The 13,260-nt window shown below is 71.0% G+C and carries 14 protein-coding genes and 1 pseudogene; 13 read left to right on the top strand and 2 right to left on the bottom strand.

Features of this window, described 5'->3' with window-relative positions; all coding sequences use genetic code 11:
* From AB0I53_RS42530 to AB0I53_RS42485, 10 genes and pseudogenes are all read left to right on the top strand, one after another.
* Positions 1-186 (top strand): annotated as a pseudogene (locus tag AB0I53_RS42530) (Na+/galactose cotransporter); the annotation flags it as partial.
* Positions 187-360: 174 nt separating this feature from the next.
* Complete coding sequence (locus AB0I53_RS42525) at positions 361-618, top strand: hypothetical protein (RefSeq protein ID WP_358615036.1); 258 nt, start codon at positions 361-363, stop codon at positions 616-618.
* Positions 619-734: 116 nt separating this feature from the next.
* Positions 735-1,715, top strand: coding sequence for a DUF3558 family protein (locus tag AB0I53_RS42520; protein WP_358615034.1), 981 nt, complete (start codon positions 735-737; stop codon positions 1,713-1,715).
* A 72-nt stretch (positions 1,716-1,787) separates the two neighbouring features.
* Positions 1,788-3,302 carry an aldehyde dehydrogenase family protein gene (locus AB0I53_RS42515; protein WP_358615032.1) on the top strand — a complete coding sequence of 505 codons (1,515 nt, stop codon included), beginning with the start codon at positions 1,788-1,790 and terminating at the stop codon, positions 3,300-3,302.
* A gap of 169 nt (positions 3,303-3,471) precedes the next feature.
* Positions 3,472-4,467 (top strand): dihydroxyacetone kinase subunit DhaK, encoded by a 996-nt coding sequence (dhaK, locus tag AB0I53_RS42510; protein WP_358615030.1) that lies wholly within the window; start codon positions 3,472-3,474, stop codon positions 4,465-4,467.
* A 14-nt stretch (positions 4,468-4,481) separates the two neighbouring features.
* On the top strand, positions 4,482-5,120 hold the full coding sequence (gene dhaL, locus AB0I53_RS42505; protein WP_358615028.1) for a dihydroxyacetone kinase subunit DhaL: 639 nt from the start codon (positions 4,482-4,484) through the stop codon (positions 5,118-5,120).
* On the top strand, positions 5,117-5,794 hold the full coding sequence (gene dhaM, locus AB0I53_RS42500) for a dihydroxyacetone kinase phosphoryl donor subunit DhaM (protein ID WP_358615026.1): 678 nt from the start codon (positions 5,117-5,119) through the stop codon (positions 5,792-5,794). Before dhaL ends, dhaM begins: the two co-directional genes overlap by 4 nt.
* 189 nt (positions 5,795-5,983) lie before the next feature.
* The gene (locus AB0I53_RS42495; protein ID WP_358615024.1) at positions 5,984-6,970 is read left to right on the top strand and encodes a hypothetical protein; all 987 of its coding nucleotides are present in this window, start codon (positions 5,984-5,986) and stop codon (positions 6,968-6,970) included.
* An 85-nt stretch (positions 6,971-7,055) separates the two neighbouring features.
* A complete protein-coding gene (locus AB0I53_RS42490; protein ID WP_358615040.1) occupies positions 7,056-7,307 on the top strand; it encodes a hypothetical protein in 252 nt (83 codons plus the stop codon).
* A 45-nt stretch (positions 7,308-7,352) separates the two neighbouring features.
* Complete coding sequence (locus AB0I53_RS42485; RefSeq protein ID WP_358615022.1) at positions 7,353-8,102, top strand: alpha/beta hydrolase; 750 nt, start codon at positions 7,353-7,355, stop codon at positions 8,100-8,102.
* Here the strand turns inward: AB0I53_RS42485 and AB0I53_RS42480 are convergent.
* Positions 8,089-9,264: an MFS transporter gene (locus tag AB0I53_RS42480; protein ID WP_358615020.1), complete on the bottom strand. Its 1,176-nt coding sequence runs from the start codon at positions 9,262-9,264 to the stop codon at positions 8,089-8,091. The genes AB0I53_RS42485 and AB0I53_RS42480 overlap by 14 nt on opposite strands.
* A 104-nt stretch (positions 9,265-9,368) precedes the next feature.
* Here AB0I53_RS42480 and AB0I53_RS42475 point away from each other — a divergent pair, with 104 nt between their 5' ends.
* Entirely contained in the window at positions 9,369-10,334 is a 966-nt protein-coding gene (locus tag AB0I53_RS42475) for a helix-turn-helix domain-containing protein (protein WP_358615018.1), read from the top strand.
* 26 nt (positions 10,335-10,360) lie between these two features.
* Here the strand turns inward: AB0I53_RS42475 and AB0I53_RS42470 are convergent, their stop codons facing one another.
* The gene (locus AB0I53_RS42470; protein ID WP_358615016.1) at positions 10,361-10,891 is read right to left on the bottom strand and encodes a GNAT family N-acetyltransferase; all 531 of its coding nucleotides are present in this window, start codon (positions 10,889-10,891) and stop codon (positions 10,361-10,363) included.
* Positions 10,892-11,131: 240 nt separating this feature from the next.
* Here AB0I53_RS42470 and AB0I53_RS42465 point away from each other — a divergent pair, with 240 nt between their 5' ends.
* Positions 11,132-11,893, top strand: a complete 762-nt coding sequence (locus tag AB0I53_RS42465; protein WP_358615014.1) for a 3-hydroxybutyrate dehydrogenase — start codon at positions 11,132-11,134, stop codon at positions 11,891-11,893.
* Positions 11,894-11,922: 29 nt separating this feature from the next.
* Positions 11,923-13,257, top strand: a complete 1,335-nt coding sequence (locus tag AB0I53_RS42460; RefSeq protein WP_358615012.1) for an MFS transporter — start codon at positions 11,923-11,925, stop codon at positions 13,255-13,257.
* The last annotated feature ends 3 nt before the right edge of the window (positions 13,258-13,260 follow it).

Raw genomic sequence — 13,260 nt, 5'->3', positions numbered from 1 at the left:
GTGGTGTCGCTGGTGACGCGGCCGAAGCCGGAGGCGGAGTTGGTGGGGTTGGTGTACGGGTTGACGCCGCGGGCGAGCCTGCAGGCCTCGACCAGTGGCGCGGACGCGGGCTGGTACCGGCGCCCGGGCCTGCTGGCGGGGATCGCGCTGGTCCTGATCATCGCCCTCAACATCATCTTCGCGTGAAATGAGGTGTTCCAGGCTCGTTTTGCGTGGCGGTGCGGGGTGGCGGCCCCCTGCGGGAGTTACTGAGGCCTTCTCGCTGCGGGATCCCCGACATCATGAATGGTGGGCTTAGCGGCTGCGCCGCTTCAAAGACAGAGAAGAATGAGAAGGCTCTGCAGACGAGGAGGTTTCGCCATGGCGGGTCGGGGTTCCGGGCACACCGCGGGTGCCTTCGACATCCGGACGGTGATCGCGCTGCTGTTCGCCATCTACGGCGTGGTGATCGCGATCGTGGGCGTGGTGCAGCCGCAGGCCGAGATCGACAAGTCCGCCGGGGTGAACATCAACCTCTGGGCCGGGATCGGCATGCTCGTGTTCGCGGTGGTGTTCGTGGCCTGGGCCCGGCTGCGGCCCATCGTGGTGCCTGACGAGGCCGTGAAGTCCGAGGAATAGGCGGCGAACACACGTCGTGACGGCGTCCGCACCCTCGGGTGCGGGCGCCGTCCGCGTTGCGCCGGATCCGCAGGTTCCCGTCCACGGTGGCCGATCGGCTAGATAGTGTGATCGCCGTGCCCCGACCAGTGACCTTGATCGCCGCGCTGCTCACCGCGCTCACCGCGCTCACCGCGGCGGGCTGCGCCGCGGACGGCAAGTCGACCTCGGCCCGGCGGACCGTCGAGATGCCGAAGCTCGAGCTCGACAAGCCTGGGCTGCTGGACCCGGCCTTCGCGCCGGACCGGCTGCGCGGCGTGGACGTGTGCGCCACGCTGCAGGCGGTCGACCTCGGCAGGTTCGGCACACCGGCGCCGGCGTTGACCCCGGACGGCTTCGGGACCTGCTCGAACTACATGAAGGACCGCAACGGCAAGACGTTCAACGTCACCCTCTACTTCGACGAAGGGGCATCGGATGCCGGGGCGAACCGCATCGGCGGGCTGCCCGGCACCGTCTACGACAACGGTTCGGGTTCCTGCTTCGCGTCCGCGGTGTACACCGGCGCCGACACCAAGAATTTCGACGAACCGCGCGGGCTGGAGATCCAGCTGAGCAGCGAGCAGGCGGACCCCTGCTCGCCGGCCGTGCAGATCCTGACCGACGTCGTCGACGTCGTGCGGACGAAACCGCCGGTCAGCCCCCGTGCGTCGGGCGGGCTGGCCGGGTTCGATCCGTGCGAGATCCTCGACCAGGCCGCGATCCGCGACGCGGCGATGGCCACCACGGCGGATTCGGCCGGTGGGGAAGGGCTCTACGCCTGCAAGTGGATGGCGGACAACTCCGTGGCGGTGACCGTGAACTTCGGGGTCGGTGCCCTGGAGAGCAGCTCGGTGCCGCCGGTGGACCTCGCCGGCGTGCCGGGCATCGTGGTGCCCACCAGCGCCGACCCGCCGACCTGCGCGGTCGAGTGGGAGCACCGCAAGAACGCCAATGCGAAGGGGGAGAGCGAGTTCGTGCAGATCGAGATCATGAACATGGACCGCATCCCGATGGATCCCTGCGCGAACGCGACGAAACTGGCACAACAGGCGCGGGCGAAGCTGCCGACCGCATGATGGTCCCGGTCGGCCACCTGATTCCGTAGGCTGCACGATGACAACGACCGACGTAAAGGTGGGAGGCCGGCCATGACCCAGACCGCCCGTGGCAGCGTCGAAATGCCCAGCGGTACGACTGAGCAGTCCCCGACGTTCGAGTCGATCGACCCCCGCACCGGGGAGATCGTGGGGCGCCACCCGATCCACGACGCGGCCGAGGTCGGCGCGCGGGTTGCCGCGGCGCGCGAGGCCCAGGCGGAGTGGGCCGAACTCGGTTTCGCCGGCCGCAAGCAGCGGCTCGACGCTTGGCGGAAGCTGCTGGCCAAGCGCCTCGACGAGCTCGCGGGCGTCATCTGCGCGGAGACCGGCAAGCCGCTCGACGACGCCAAGCTGGAACTGATGCTGGTGGTCGACCACCTGCATTGGGCGGCCAGCAACGCGGAGAAGGTGTTGCGCCGCCGAAAGGTCTCGGCCGGCATCGTGATGGCCAACCAGACCGCCACCGTCGAGTACCTGCCGTTCGGCGTGGTCGGCGTGATCGGCCCGTGGAACTACCCGGCGTTCACTCCGATGGGCTCGATCGCCTACGCGCTGGCCGCGGGCAACGCCGTGGTGTTCAAGCCCAGCGAGCTCACCCCAGGCGTCGGGCAGTGGCTGGCGGAGAGCTTCGCCGAGGCCGTGCCCGAGCACCCGGTCTTCCAGCTGGTGACGGGTTTCGGCGAGACCGGCGCGGCGCTGTGCGCTGCCGGGGTGAACAAGGTCGCCTTCACCGGTTCGACCGCCACCGGCAAGCGGGTGATGGCGTCCTGCGCGGAGAACCTCGTTCCGGTGCTGGTGGAGTGCGGCGGCAAGGACGCCCTGATCGTCGACGCCGATGCCGACCTGGCCGCCGCCGCGGACGCCGCGGTGTGGGGCGCGATGTCCAACGCCGGGCAGACCTGCATCGGCGTGGAGCGGGTCTACGTCGTGGACGCCGTCGCGGACCGGTTCCTGGAGATGGTCGCCGAGCGGGCCGGGAAGCTTCGCCCGGGCGGCGAGCCCGGCGCCAACTTCGGCCCGATCACGATGCCGTCGCAGGTCGACATCATCCGCGGGCACATCGACGATGCGCTCAGCCGCGGCGGCCGGGCGGTGGTGGGCGGCGAGCATTCGGTGCGCCCGCCGTTCGTCGAGCCGGTGGTGCTCACCGACGTGCCGGAGGATTCCACCGCGGTCACCGAGGAGACCTTCGGGCCGACCATCGTGGTGCAGCGGGTTCGCGACGCCGACGAGGGCGTGATCCGCGCCAACGATTCCCGCTACGGCCTGGGCGCTGCGGTGTTCTCGCGGGCTCGGGGCATGGAGCTGGCGCGGCAGCTGCGCACCGGGATGGTTGCGGTGAACTCCGTGATCGCCTTCGCCGGGGTGCCGTCGCTGCCGTTCGGCGGTGTCGGCGACTCCGGGTTCGGCCGGATCCATGGTGCGGACGGGCTGCGCGAGTTCACCCGGCCGCAGTCGGTGACGCGGCTGCGGTACCGGATGCCGCTGAACCCGATGAGCTTCGCCCGCGCCAAGGGCACCGTCCGGCGCCTGGTGCGGCTGGTCCGGCTGGTGCGCGGCCGCTGACCCGGCTCGGTTGATCGACTCGGCGTTTCGGCTGGGCTTGCGCCGTTGGTGACAGGAAGGTTCCCTTGCTCTCGCACCCTCCAGCCAGGCTTGCGGGGGTGCGGGAGCGGAGTTGATCGTCAGTCGGTCGGCGCTCGGGCGTCGGTGCGGCAGCCAAGGAGGCCAGCGGGTGAAGAAGATCATCAATGATCCGGCGGACGTGGTCGCCGAGTCGCTGCGGGGCATGGCCGCCGCGCATCCCGAGCTGCTCCGCGTCCGCACCGATCCCGCGGTGATCGTGCGCGCGGACGCGCCGGTGGCCGGCAAGGTCGCGGTGGTTTCCGGCGGCGGTTCCGGGCACGAGCCGCTGCACGGCGGGTTCGTCGGCCCCGGGATGCTGTCGGCGGCGGTCCCGGGCCCGGTGTTCACCTCGCCGACCCCGGACGCGGTGCAGGCGGCGATCGACGAGACCAACGGCGGCGCGGGTGTGCTGCTGGTCGTGAAGAACTACACCGGCGATGTGCTCAACTTCGAGACCGCTGCCGAACTGGCCGGCCTGGACGGTGTCGAGGTGCGCAGCGTGATCGTCGACGACGACGTGGCGGTGAAGGACTCCACGCATACCGCGGGCCGACGCGGCGTCGGTGGCACGGTCCTGGTGGAGAAGATCGTCGGCGCGGCCGCCGAGCGCGGCGCGGGCCTGGACGCGTGCGAGGAGCTGGCCAGGCGGGTGGTGTCCCGGGTGCGCTCGATGGGCATGGCGGTGACCTCGCCGACCGTGCCGCACGTCGGTCAGCCGAGCTTCGACCTCGGCGCGGACGAGATGGAGATCGGCATCGGCATCCACGGCGAGCCCGGCCGGGCGCGGGTGCCGCTGACCTCGGCGGACGACATCGTCCGGCGGCTGCTGGAACCGATCCTGGAGGACCTGCCATTCGCCGAAGGCGACGACGTCCTGCTGTTCACCAACTCGATGGGCGGCACCCCGCTGCTGGAGCTCTACCTGGCGCACGGCATCGCCGAGCGGCTGCTCGCCGAGCGCGGCATCCGCGTCCAGCGGCGGTTGGTCGGCCCGTACATCACGAGCCTGGAGATGCAGGGTATGAGCCTGACGCTGCTGAAGCTGGACGACGAGCTGACCGAGCTCTGGGACGCGCCGGTGCACACCGCCGCGCTGAACTGGTGAGGGAGAACGCCGGAATGGGTTGCACTGCACACGATGTGATCGTCGCGTTGCGGGCGGGCGCGGCCGTCGTCGCCGAGCACCGCGACGAGCTGATCCAGCTCGACCGGGCGATCGGCGACGCCGACCACGGGGAGAACATGGATCGGGGCTTCCGCGCCGTGGTGTCCAAAGTGGACACGGCGGCGCCGGAGACGCCGGGCGCGGTGCTGAAGCTGACCGCCACGGTGCTGATCTCCACAGTCGGCGGCGCGTCCGGACCGCTGTACGGCACCGCGTTCCTGCGCGCGGCGGCGGCGGTCGGCGACGTCGAGGAACTCGACGGCGCGGCGGTCGCCAAGGCGCTGCAGGCCGGGATGGAAGGCGTCATCGCCCGCGGCCGCGCGGCCGTCGGCGACAAGACGATGGTCGATGCGTTGTCGCCGGCGGTAGAAGCCGCCAAGAACGCCGCGGAATCCGGCGAAAGCGCGGCGAAGGTGCTGTCCGTCGCGGCCGAAGCCGCGCACCAGGGTGCGCAGGCGACCGAACCGCTGGTGGCCCGCAAGGGCCGCGCCTCATACCTCGGCGAGCGCAGCGCCGGGCACATCGATCCCGGGGCGCGCTCGACCGCGCTGCTGTTGTCCGCATTCGCCGAAGCCACGAGGTCCCGATCATGAACGTCGGACTGGTCATCGTTTCGCACAGCACCCGGCTCGCCGAGGGAGTCGCCGAACTCGCCCGGCAGATGGCCCCCGAAGTGCGGGTCATTCCCGCCGGGGGACTGCCGGACGGCACCATCGGCACGGACTTCGAGAAGGTGTCCGCCGCCCTGTCGGATGCCAACACCGGGGCCGGCGCGGTGGTGCTCTACGACCTCGGCAGCGCGCAGATGCTCGCCGAACTCGCCGTGGAGTCGCTCGGCGACCCGAGCACCGCGATCGTCGTCGACGCGCCGCTGGTGGAGGGCGCGGTCGCCGCCGCCGTGGCGGCCCAGGGCGGCGGCGACATGCGGGGAGTCGCCGGAGCCGCCGAGGCGGCGGCCGCGGGCGGCGAGCTCGCCGATGCCGGCGAACCGAAGACGGCGGACGAAGTCAGCGAGGAGCTGGAGCTGGCCAACGAAGTCGGCCTGCACGCACGACCGGCGGCGCTGCTGGCCCGCAGCCTGAACGGGCTGCAGGCGAACGTCACGATCTCGTTGGGCGACAAGGAAGCCGACGCCGCCAGCGTGCTGGGCGTCATGGGGCTGGGTGCGCGCAAGGGCGACCGGATCGTCCTGCACGCCAACGGCCCGGACGCGCGCCAAGCGGTGGAACGCATCCTCGACCTGGCCAAGCGCAACTTCGACGAGTAGCCGGCTCTCCGGCCGGTGCATGGGAACCTTCCTGCCACGGATGGCGGGGAGGTTCCCTTTTTCGTGCGTCGGGTGACAGGAAGGTTCCCATGCTCGCGGCCCGGCAGCGGCGGTTCGGGGCCGGATTGACAGGAAAGTTCCCGTGCTGTCATCGGCAGGTGCGGCTGCTCGGCGGGTTAGGCTGAGTTGATGTCGCTGCGTCTCCGACACCGAGGCACGCCGCTGTTGCTCCTACTGGTGCTGCTGGTAGCGGGATGCACGCCGGAGGCCGCGCCGTCCGGCCAGTCCGGCGGCCGGCCGAGCGACGCGGGTACCGCCAGAGCGGTGCTCGGTGATCTGCGCACAGTGGACCCGTGCACGTTGGCCGATCCGGCCGCGCTGCAGGGTTTCGGCCAGGTCGAGAACGCCGGCACGGTGTCGCTGGACTACTGCCTGCTGCATCTGAAGCTGAATGACGGCTCGCTGGCGCAGCTCGCGTTGGGTGAGCTGGTCGACGCCGGCCCGAGCGAGCAGGGCGGGCCGGTCGTCCAGCGCGGTGCGCTGCGGATCGTGCAGGACGCGCCGCTGCCCGGGCACTGCACGCGGCAGATCCTGTTCGCCGACAACGTCGCCATGCAGGTCAGCGTCGATCTGCTGACCGGCGATCCGGCCGCGGGGTTGTGCGCGGTGGCCCAGGCCGGGGCCACCGCGGCAGTCGACGCGCTCGAACAGCACCGGGTGGGGCACAGGTCGTTCGGTGCGAACTCGCTGGCGCTGCAGGATCCGTGCGAGTTGCTGGATTCCGCTGCCGTGCAGCAGATTCCCGGTTTGGAAGAGGCAGAACCCCAGCCGAGCCCCGCCGGGCACCAGTGCATTTGGGGCGCGCAGGCTGCCGATTCGCCGCGCGTCCAGTTCCTGCACACCGCCGGTGATCCGCCGAAGGTGCTGCACGGCGCGGCCGTCGAGGAGTCGATCGCCGGCCGGCGCACTGTGGTCAGCGTCGTCGGCGGCGACCCGCAGGTTCCGCTGTGCTCCGCGGAAACCGGGCACATCCCGTTCGGCGATCCGGCCACCGGCCAGGCCGAGGTGGCGATGCTGGTCGTGGCCGTGCCGGGCATGACCGGAATCGACGCGTGCGAGTACGCCCGCGGCCTCGCCGGGCAGGCTTGGCCGCACCTACCGGCGTCCGGCCCGTAGCCGGACCGTTACCGTTGCAGGCGTGCCTCGACGCAATCGACAGCAGCGCCCGGAGGGCCTGGCCCAGGACACCAGCCACCGTGCGATGGGCACCGCATTCGGCATGTCCCGCGTCGAGCACGGGCCGGACGGCGAGTGGATGGTGCGCAACGTGCCGGCCGCGCAGGCCACCAAGATCTACCGGTGCCCGGGCTGCGACCACGAGATCAGGCCCGGCATCGCGCACGTGGTGGCCTGGCCTGAGGCGGAGCAGGGCGGCGTCGCCGACCGGCGCCACTGGCACAACGGGTGCTGGAGCGCGCGCGGCCGGCGCGGGCCCACGCGACGTTGGTCGTAGCACGTCACAGCGTGTCGGCCACTCGTTCGTGGCAGGATCGAGGTGATGAGCACCGAGATCCGCGCCAACACCATGCTGCCGGCCCGCCGCGAAGAGATCACCCTGCACACGGCCGATGGCCTCAAGCTGATCGGTGAGCTGGCGCTGCCGGAGTCCCGGCCGCCGCGGGCGACGTTGATCTGCCTGCACCCGCTGCCCACCCACGGCGGCATGATGGATTCGCACATCTACCGCAAGGCCGCGTTCCGGCTGCCCGCGCTCGCCGACCTCGCGGTGCTGCGGTTCAACACGCGCGGCACGGTCAGCGAGGCGGGCCGCAGCGAGGGCAGCTTCGACAGCGGCAACAGCGAGCGGTTCGACGTGGCCGCGGCGCTGGAATTCGCCGAGTTCCACGACCTGCCGAACGTGTGGCTGGTGGGCTGGTCGTTCGGCACCGACCTGACGCTGGTGCACGGCCTGGACCCGCTCGTCGAGGGTGCGGTGCTGATCTCCCCGCCGCTGCGCTGGAGCACCGAGGAACACCTGGCGGCCTGGGCCGAATCGGGCAAGCCGGTGCACGCGCTGATCCCGGAATTCGACGACTACCTGCGCCCGGACGAGGCGCGCCGGCGGTTCGCGGCGATCCCGCAGGCCGAGGTGACCGGCTTCCCGGACACCAAGCACCTGTGGGTCGGCAAGGCGGAGGCTGCGCTGGACGCGATCGTGCGGGTCGTGGCGCCGGACGTGCCGACGCCGCTGCCGCGCACCTGGGACGGCCCGTCGGAGACCCGCCAGGTCACCATCATCGATTCCTGACCTCCACCGCTTCGGCTAGCGGTCGCAGAGGGAGTGCGAGCAGCGCGAGCAGCGCAGTCGCCAGGAACGTGGTCGGCAGGCCCACGTGTTCGGCGAGGCCGCCGAACGCCGCCGGGCCGGTGATCGTGCCGATGCCGAGGAAGAGCACGACCGCGCTGAAGCCGGTGGCCGGGGCTTCCGGGAAGATCTGGTAGCTCCAAACCGCGAGCAACCCGGAGACCGCCATGAAGGCGGGCCCGTAGAGCAGCGCGGACAGCCCGGCCGCTGCGAGCAGATCATGTGCGGCGCCCAGCACCGCCAGCGCGGCGGCCAGCGCGGTGAACAGCAGGGCATGCGTCGATCGCAGCCCAAGCCGGGCGATAGTGCCTCCGGCAGCCAGACCACCGATGCCGGCGAGCCCGATGAGGGTCCAGAACAGCGCGGCCGCGGCGGAGTTCGCCCCGCCCGCGGCGACGAGTTCGGCGGCGAAGGTCCAGTAAACCGACCCGATCAGCCCGTAGGCCAGGGCGGTGCCGAGCAGCGGGATCACCGGACGGCGCAGGAACCAGCGCAGCCGCAGGTGTGGCTTGGCCGCCGCAGCCGGATTGGGGCCGCTGGGCAGCAGCCGAGCATTGTGGACGGTCACCGCCACCGCGATCGCGGCGAACAACGCCCACGCCCACCGCCACATCGAGTCCGCCGCTACCAGCGCCAACGCCCCGGCGATGGCGGTGCCGAAAGCGGTTCCGGTGGGCAGCGCGGCGAGCAGCCGCTCGCGCCGGGAATCCGGGACCAAGCGCGGCACCGCATCCGAGTACGGCGCCCAAACCCAACCCGAGCTCGTGCCGGCCAAGATCAGCCCGGCGACCAGCGCGGTCGGCCCGGGGGCGGTGGCCACCAGCGCCATCCCGACGGCCGCCGACACGCCCGCCGTGATGATCAGCGGTCGTGGGCCCAATCGGGTTGCGAGCACACCCACCAGCACCAGCGCGATCACGTAGCCCAGGTAGGTGGCGCTGCCGATCACGCCCAGCAGGGGCATCGGCAGGTCGAATTCGCGGCGGATCGTCGGCAGGAACAGGCCGTAGCCGTACCTGGCGAAGCCGAAGCTCACCGCGATGGCGGATATCCCGGCGAACCCCAACCGCCACTCGGGCGAGCGCTCGCGCCGTGCTGCACGCACTGGTTCAGATCCCTTCTGAGTCGTTTCGAGGTCGGTGACCAGCATTGATGCACCGGTCCAGGCGCGTAAGTGGCGAAAACGTCGCGGTTCGATAGATTTGCGCCATGTCGTCGGCGCGTATTGAAGTGGTCGTTCCGGTTCTGGAGGGCTGCCCGCTGTTCGAGTTCGCCGTGCCGTGCGGGATCTTCGGGCAGGACCGCCGAGATCTCAGCCCGCGTTGGTACGAGCTGACTGTCTGCCACACCGGTACCCAGTCACAGCACCTGCCGGGAGGACTCGCGCTGCGAGCGGAGCAAGGGGTTGAGGCGATCGGCAACGCCGACCTCGTGGTGATCCCGGCGTGCGTGATGCCGTCCTACCAGGCTCCGGCGGAGCTGCTCGACGCGTTGCGCGCCGCGCACGCGAGAGGAGCGCGGGTGGCCGCGTTGTGCTCGGGCGCGTTCGTCCTGGCTGAAGCCGGCCTGCTCGACGACCGCACCGCGACGACGCACTGGATGTACGCCGACGAACTGCGGCGGCGACACCCGCGGGTCCGCGTCGACGAACATCCGCTCTACATTGACGAAGGCGACGTGCTCACGAGTGCCGGGACGGCCGCCAGTATCGACCTGTGCCTGCACATCGTGCGCGGCGACTTCGGTGCGGCCGCGGCTGCGGACGTCAGCCGCCGGATGGTCATCGCGCCGCACCGGGAAGGTGGTCAGGCGCAGTACATCCCGCCGCACCCGGGCCGGGCGGACCCCGGTGCGCTCGCGCCGGTGCTGGACTGGGCACGCGCACGCCTGGACCGGCCGCTGACGATCGCCGAGCTCGCCGTGCGCGCCGGGATGAGCAACCGCACTTTCGGTCGCCGCTTCGCCGAGCAGATCGGCACGACCCCGCTGAAGTGGCTCAACGGGCAGCGCCTCGCCCGAGCCCGCGAGTTGCTGGAGACGACGGACTTGACCATCGACGTCGTCGCCGAGCGCAGCGGGCTGGGCACGGCGAGCGGGCTGCGGCAGTACTTCCAGCGCGAGCTGGCCACCACCCCGGCCGCCTACCGCCGAACCTTCCGCCGCCAGGCGCGGTGAGTGACAGGAAGGTTCCCGTGCTCGCGTCAGTCCGCGTGCCGCCCCGGGGCCGGTAGCTGGAACACCAGCTCGGGCAGGCCGTCGCGGTGGCGTGCAAGGTGCAGCACGAAGCCGAGCTTCTCGGCGACCCGCACCGATGGCGTGTTGTCCGCGTCCGTCACGATCACGACGGGCCGATCCGGGCGGTGTCGCCGCGCCCAGTGCAGGGCGGCCTCGGCCATTTCCGTCGCGTAGCCGTTGCCCCACGCGCTCGGCCAGAACCGGTAGTAGAGGTTCAGCACCGACTTGCCCTCCTCCACCCAGTGCCGCAGGCCGCCGAAGCCGATCACGTCCTCGGATCCCGGCAGCCGGATCGCCCAGTAGCCGATGCCGTCCGAGGCCCAGCTCCGGTGGATCTTGTCGAGCAGTTCGAGGATCTGTTCCCGGGATCGCTGGGTGTGGGCGTCGAACGGGTGGGTCTCCGCGGCGGTGGAGATCGCGAGGAACGCATCGGTGTCGGCCGGCTGGATGCGGTTGAGGACCAGGCGGCGGGTGTGGATCTCATCCGGTTCGATCACCCGCACACGCTAGCCCCTCGACCCGTCGCCGATCATCCGATTTTCGCTGGTAGCGGCGGTGGGTGACAGGAAGGTTCCCAAGCTCGCACGGCCTCGACCGGGCCGGCAGGCGCCTGGGATGACAGGAAGGTTCCCATGCTGCACACCATCCCGAGTGGCAAGTAGGGCCATGAAAGCCTGCGATGTTGTGGTGACTGCACACATATGCCTAGGCGGGTCTGCGGCTTAACGTCCTGGGGCATGAGTGACAACCGGCACGTCGCCTTGGGTGGGCGTGTGGCGCTGGTGACCGGCGCGGGCAGCGGGATCGGGCAGGCATGCGCGCGGGCCCTCGCCGAGTCCGGGGCGAAGGTGCACGTCGTCGATCTCGACCGCGCCGCCGCCGAGCGGGTCGCCGCCGACGTCGGCGGCTGGGCGCACGCCGTCGACCTCGCCGATGCGTCGGCCGTCGACGGGCTTCCCGCCGAGGTCGACGTCCTGGTCAACAACGCGGGTTTCCAGCACATCGCCGCGCTGCCCGAGTTCCCGCCGGAGACGTTCGTCCGCATGCAGCAGGTGATGGTGACCGCGCCGTTCCTGCTGACCCGCAAGGCGTTGCCGCACATGTACGCCCGGGGCTGGGGGCGCGTCGTGCACGTCTCCAGCGTGCACGGCCTGCGGGCCAGCCCGTTCAAGGCCGGTTACGTGGCCGCGAAGCACGCGCTCGAAGGACTGTCCAAAGTGGTCGCGCTGGAGGGCGCCGAGCACGGCGTGACGAGCAACTGCGTGAATCCCGGATACGTCGACACGCCGTTGGTCCGGGACCAGATCGCCGGGCAGGCCGCGGCGCACGGGCTCGGCGAGTCCGAGGTCGTCGAGCAGGTCTTGTTGCAGCGCGCCGCGGTCAAGCGGCTGATCGACCCCAGCCGGGTCGCCGAACTCGTGCGCTGGCTCTGCGGGGACCACGCGGAGCACGTCACCGGCGCTTCGCTTCCGATGGACGGCGGCTGGACCGCCGCCTGAACCGGCCCAGACACAAAGGAGTGTTCGCCTTGGCCAGCAAACCAACCGGGCGCGGCTCGATCGCGCGGGTCGTCGGCGCCAGCCTCATCGGCACGACGATCGAGTGGTACGACTTCTTCCTCTACGGCTCCGCGGCCGCGCTGGTGTTCAACCACCTGTTCTTCCCCGAGGCCGATCCGCTGACCGGCACGCTGCTCGCGTTCACCACCTACGCCATCGGGTTCCTCGCACGGCCGCTCGGCGGGCTGGTGTTCGGGCACTTCGGTGACCGCGTCGGGCGCAAGAAGCTGCTGGTGCTGAGCCTGCTGCTGATGGGCGGGTCGACCTGCGCGATGGGCCTGCTGCCCACCTACGCTGCGGTCGGCGTGTTCGCGCCGGTGCTGCTGACGCTGCTGCGGCTGGTGCAGGGCTTCGCGCTGGGCGGCGAGTGGGGCGGCGCGGTGCTGATCGTGTCCGAGCACGGTGACGATCGTCGCCGCGGGCTGTGGGCGTCGTGGCCGCAGTGCGGGGCGCCCGGCGGTAACTTGCTGGCCACCGCGGTGCTGGCGGTGCTCGCCGCGACGCAGTCCGACGAGGCGTTCATGGCGTGGGGCTGGCGGATCCCGTTCCTGCTCTCCGGCGTGCTCGTGGTGATCGGCCTGTGGATCCGGCTCGTGGTCACCGAATCACCGGTCTTCCTCGACGCGCAGGCGAAGGCCGAGCAGCGGGAGGAAACCAGCAGCGTCCCGGTGGTCGCGGTGTTCCGGACGCACTGGCGCCAGGTGCTGGTCACCATCGGCGCGCGGATGGCCGAGAACGTGTCCTACTACGTGATCACCGCGTTCATCCTGGTCTACGTCACCGGGCCGCTGGGGCTGCCGAAGTCGGTCGGGCTGAACGCGGTGCTGATCGGCTCGGCGGTGCATTTCGCGACGATCCCGCTGTGGGGCGCGTTGTCCGACCGGCTGGGCCGCAAGCCGGTCTACCTGTTCGGGACGGTCGCGATGGCGGTGTGGGGCTTCGCGTTCTTCGCGCTGCTGGACAGCAAGTCGGCCCTGGTGATCACGGCCGCGACGACGGTGGGGCTGCTGCTGCACGGCGCGATGTACGGGCCGCAGGCGGCGTTCTTCGCCGAGCAGTTCCCGACCAGGGTCCGCTACACCGGGCTTTCCGTCGGCGGGCAGCTGTCCTCGATCGCGGCCGGTGCGTTGGCGCCGATCATCGCGGTGGCGCTGCTGCAGGGCTTCGGCAGCACCATCGCGGTTTCCGGCTACGTCCTCGCGATGTGCGCGATCACGCTGGTCGCGGTCGCGCTGGCGAAGGAGACGGCGGGCAGCTCGTTGCACGACGAGGCTCCGGAGGAGCGGCTCGCGGTGACAAGATGAGCC

The sequence above is a fragment of the Saccharopolyspora sp. NPDC050389 genome, from assembly GCF_040655595.1.
In the GTDB taxonomy this organism is placed as follows: domain Bacteria; phylum Actinomycetota; class Actinomycetes; order Mycobacteriales; family Pseudonocardiaceae; genus Saccharopolyspora.
Note: the sequence above shows the minus strand (reverse complement) of the source record. Positions and strands in the feature narration are given on the sequence as shown.

Excerpts from the sequence above, each read along its gene's own strand:
- AB0I53_RS42490 (WP_358615040.1), top strand. The coding sequence starts at position 7,056 with ATGGGCACCGCATTCGGCATGTCCCGCGTCGAGCACGGGCCGGACGGC.
- AB0I53_RS42475 (WP_358615018.1), top strand. The coding sequence starts at position 9,369 with ATGTCGTCGGCGCGTATTGAAGTGGTCGTTCCGGTTCTGGAGGGCTGC.
- AB0I53_RS42485 (WP_358615022.1), top strand. The coding sequence starts at position 7,353 with ATGAGCACCGAGATCCGCGCCAACACCATGCTGCCGGCCCGCCGCGAA.
- dhaL (WP_358615028.1), top strand. The coding sequence starts at position 4,482 with ATGGGTTGCACTGCACACGATGTGATCGTCGCGTTGCGGGCGGGCGCG.
- AB0I53_RS42495 (WP_358615024.1), top strand. The coding sequence starts at position 5,984 with ATGTCGCTGCGTCTCCGACACCGAGGCACGCCGCTGTTGCTCCTACTG.
- AB0I53_RS42465 (WP_358615014.1), top strand. The coding sequence starts at position 11,132 with ATGAGTGACAACCGGCACGTCGCCTTGGGTGGGCGTGTGGCGCTGGTG.
- AB0I53_RS42515 (WP_358615032.1), top strand. The coding sequence starts at position 1,788 with ATGACCCAGACCGCCCGTGGCAGCGTCGAAATGCCCAGCGGTACGACT.
- dhaM (WP_358615026.1), top strand. The coding sequence starts at position 5,117 with ATGAACGTCGGACTGGTCATCGTTTCGCACAGCACCCGGCTCGCCGAG.
- AB0I53_RS42525 (WP_358615036.1), top strand. The coding sequence starts at position 361 with ATGGCGGGTCGGGGTTCCGGGCACACCGCGGGTGCCTTCGACATCCGG.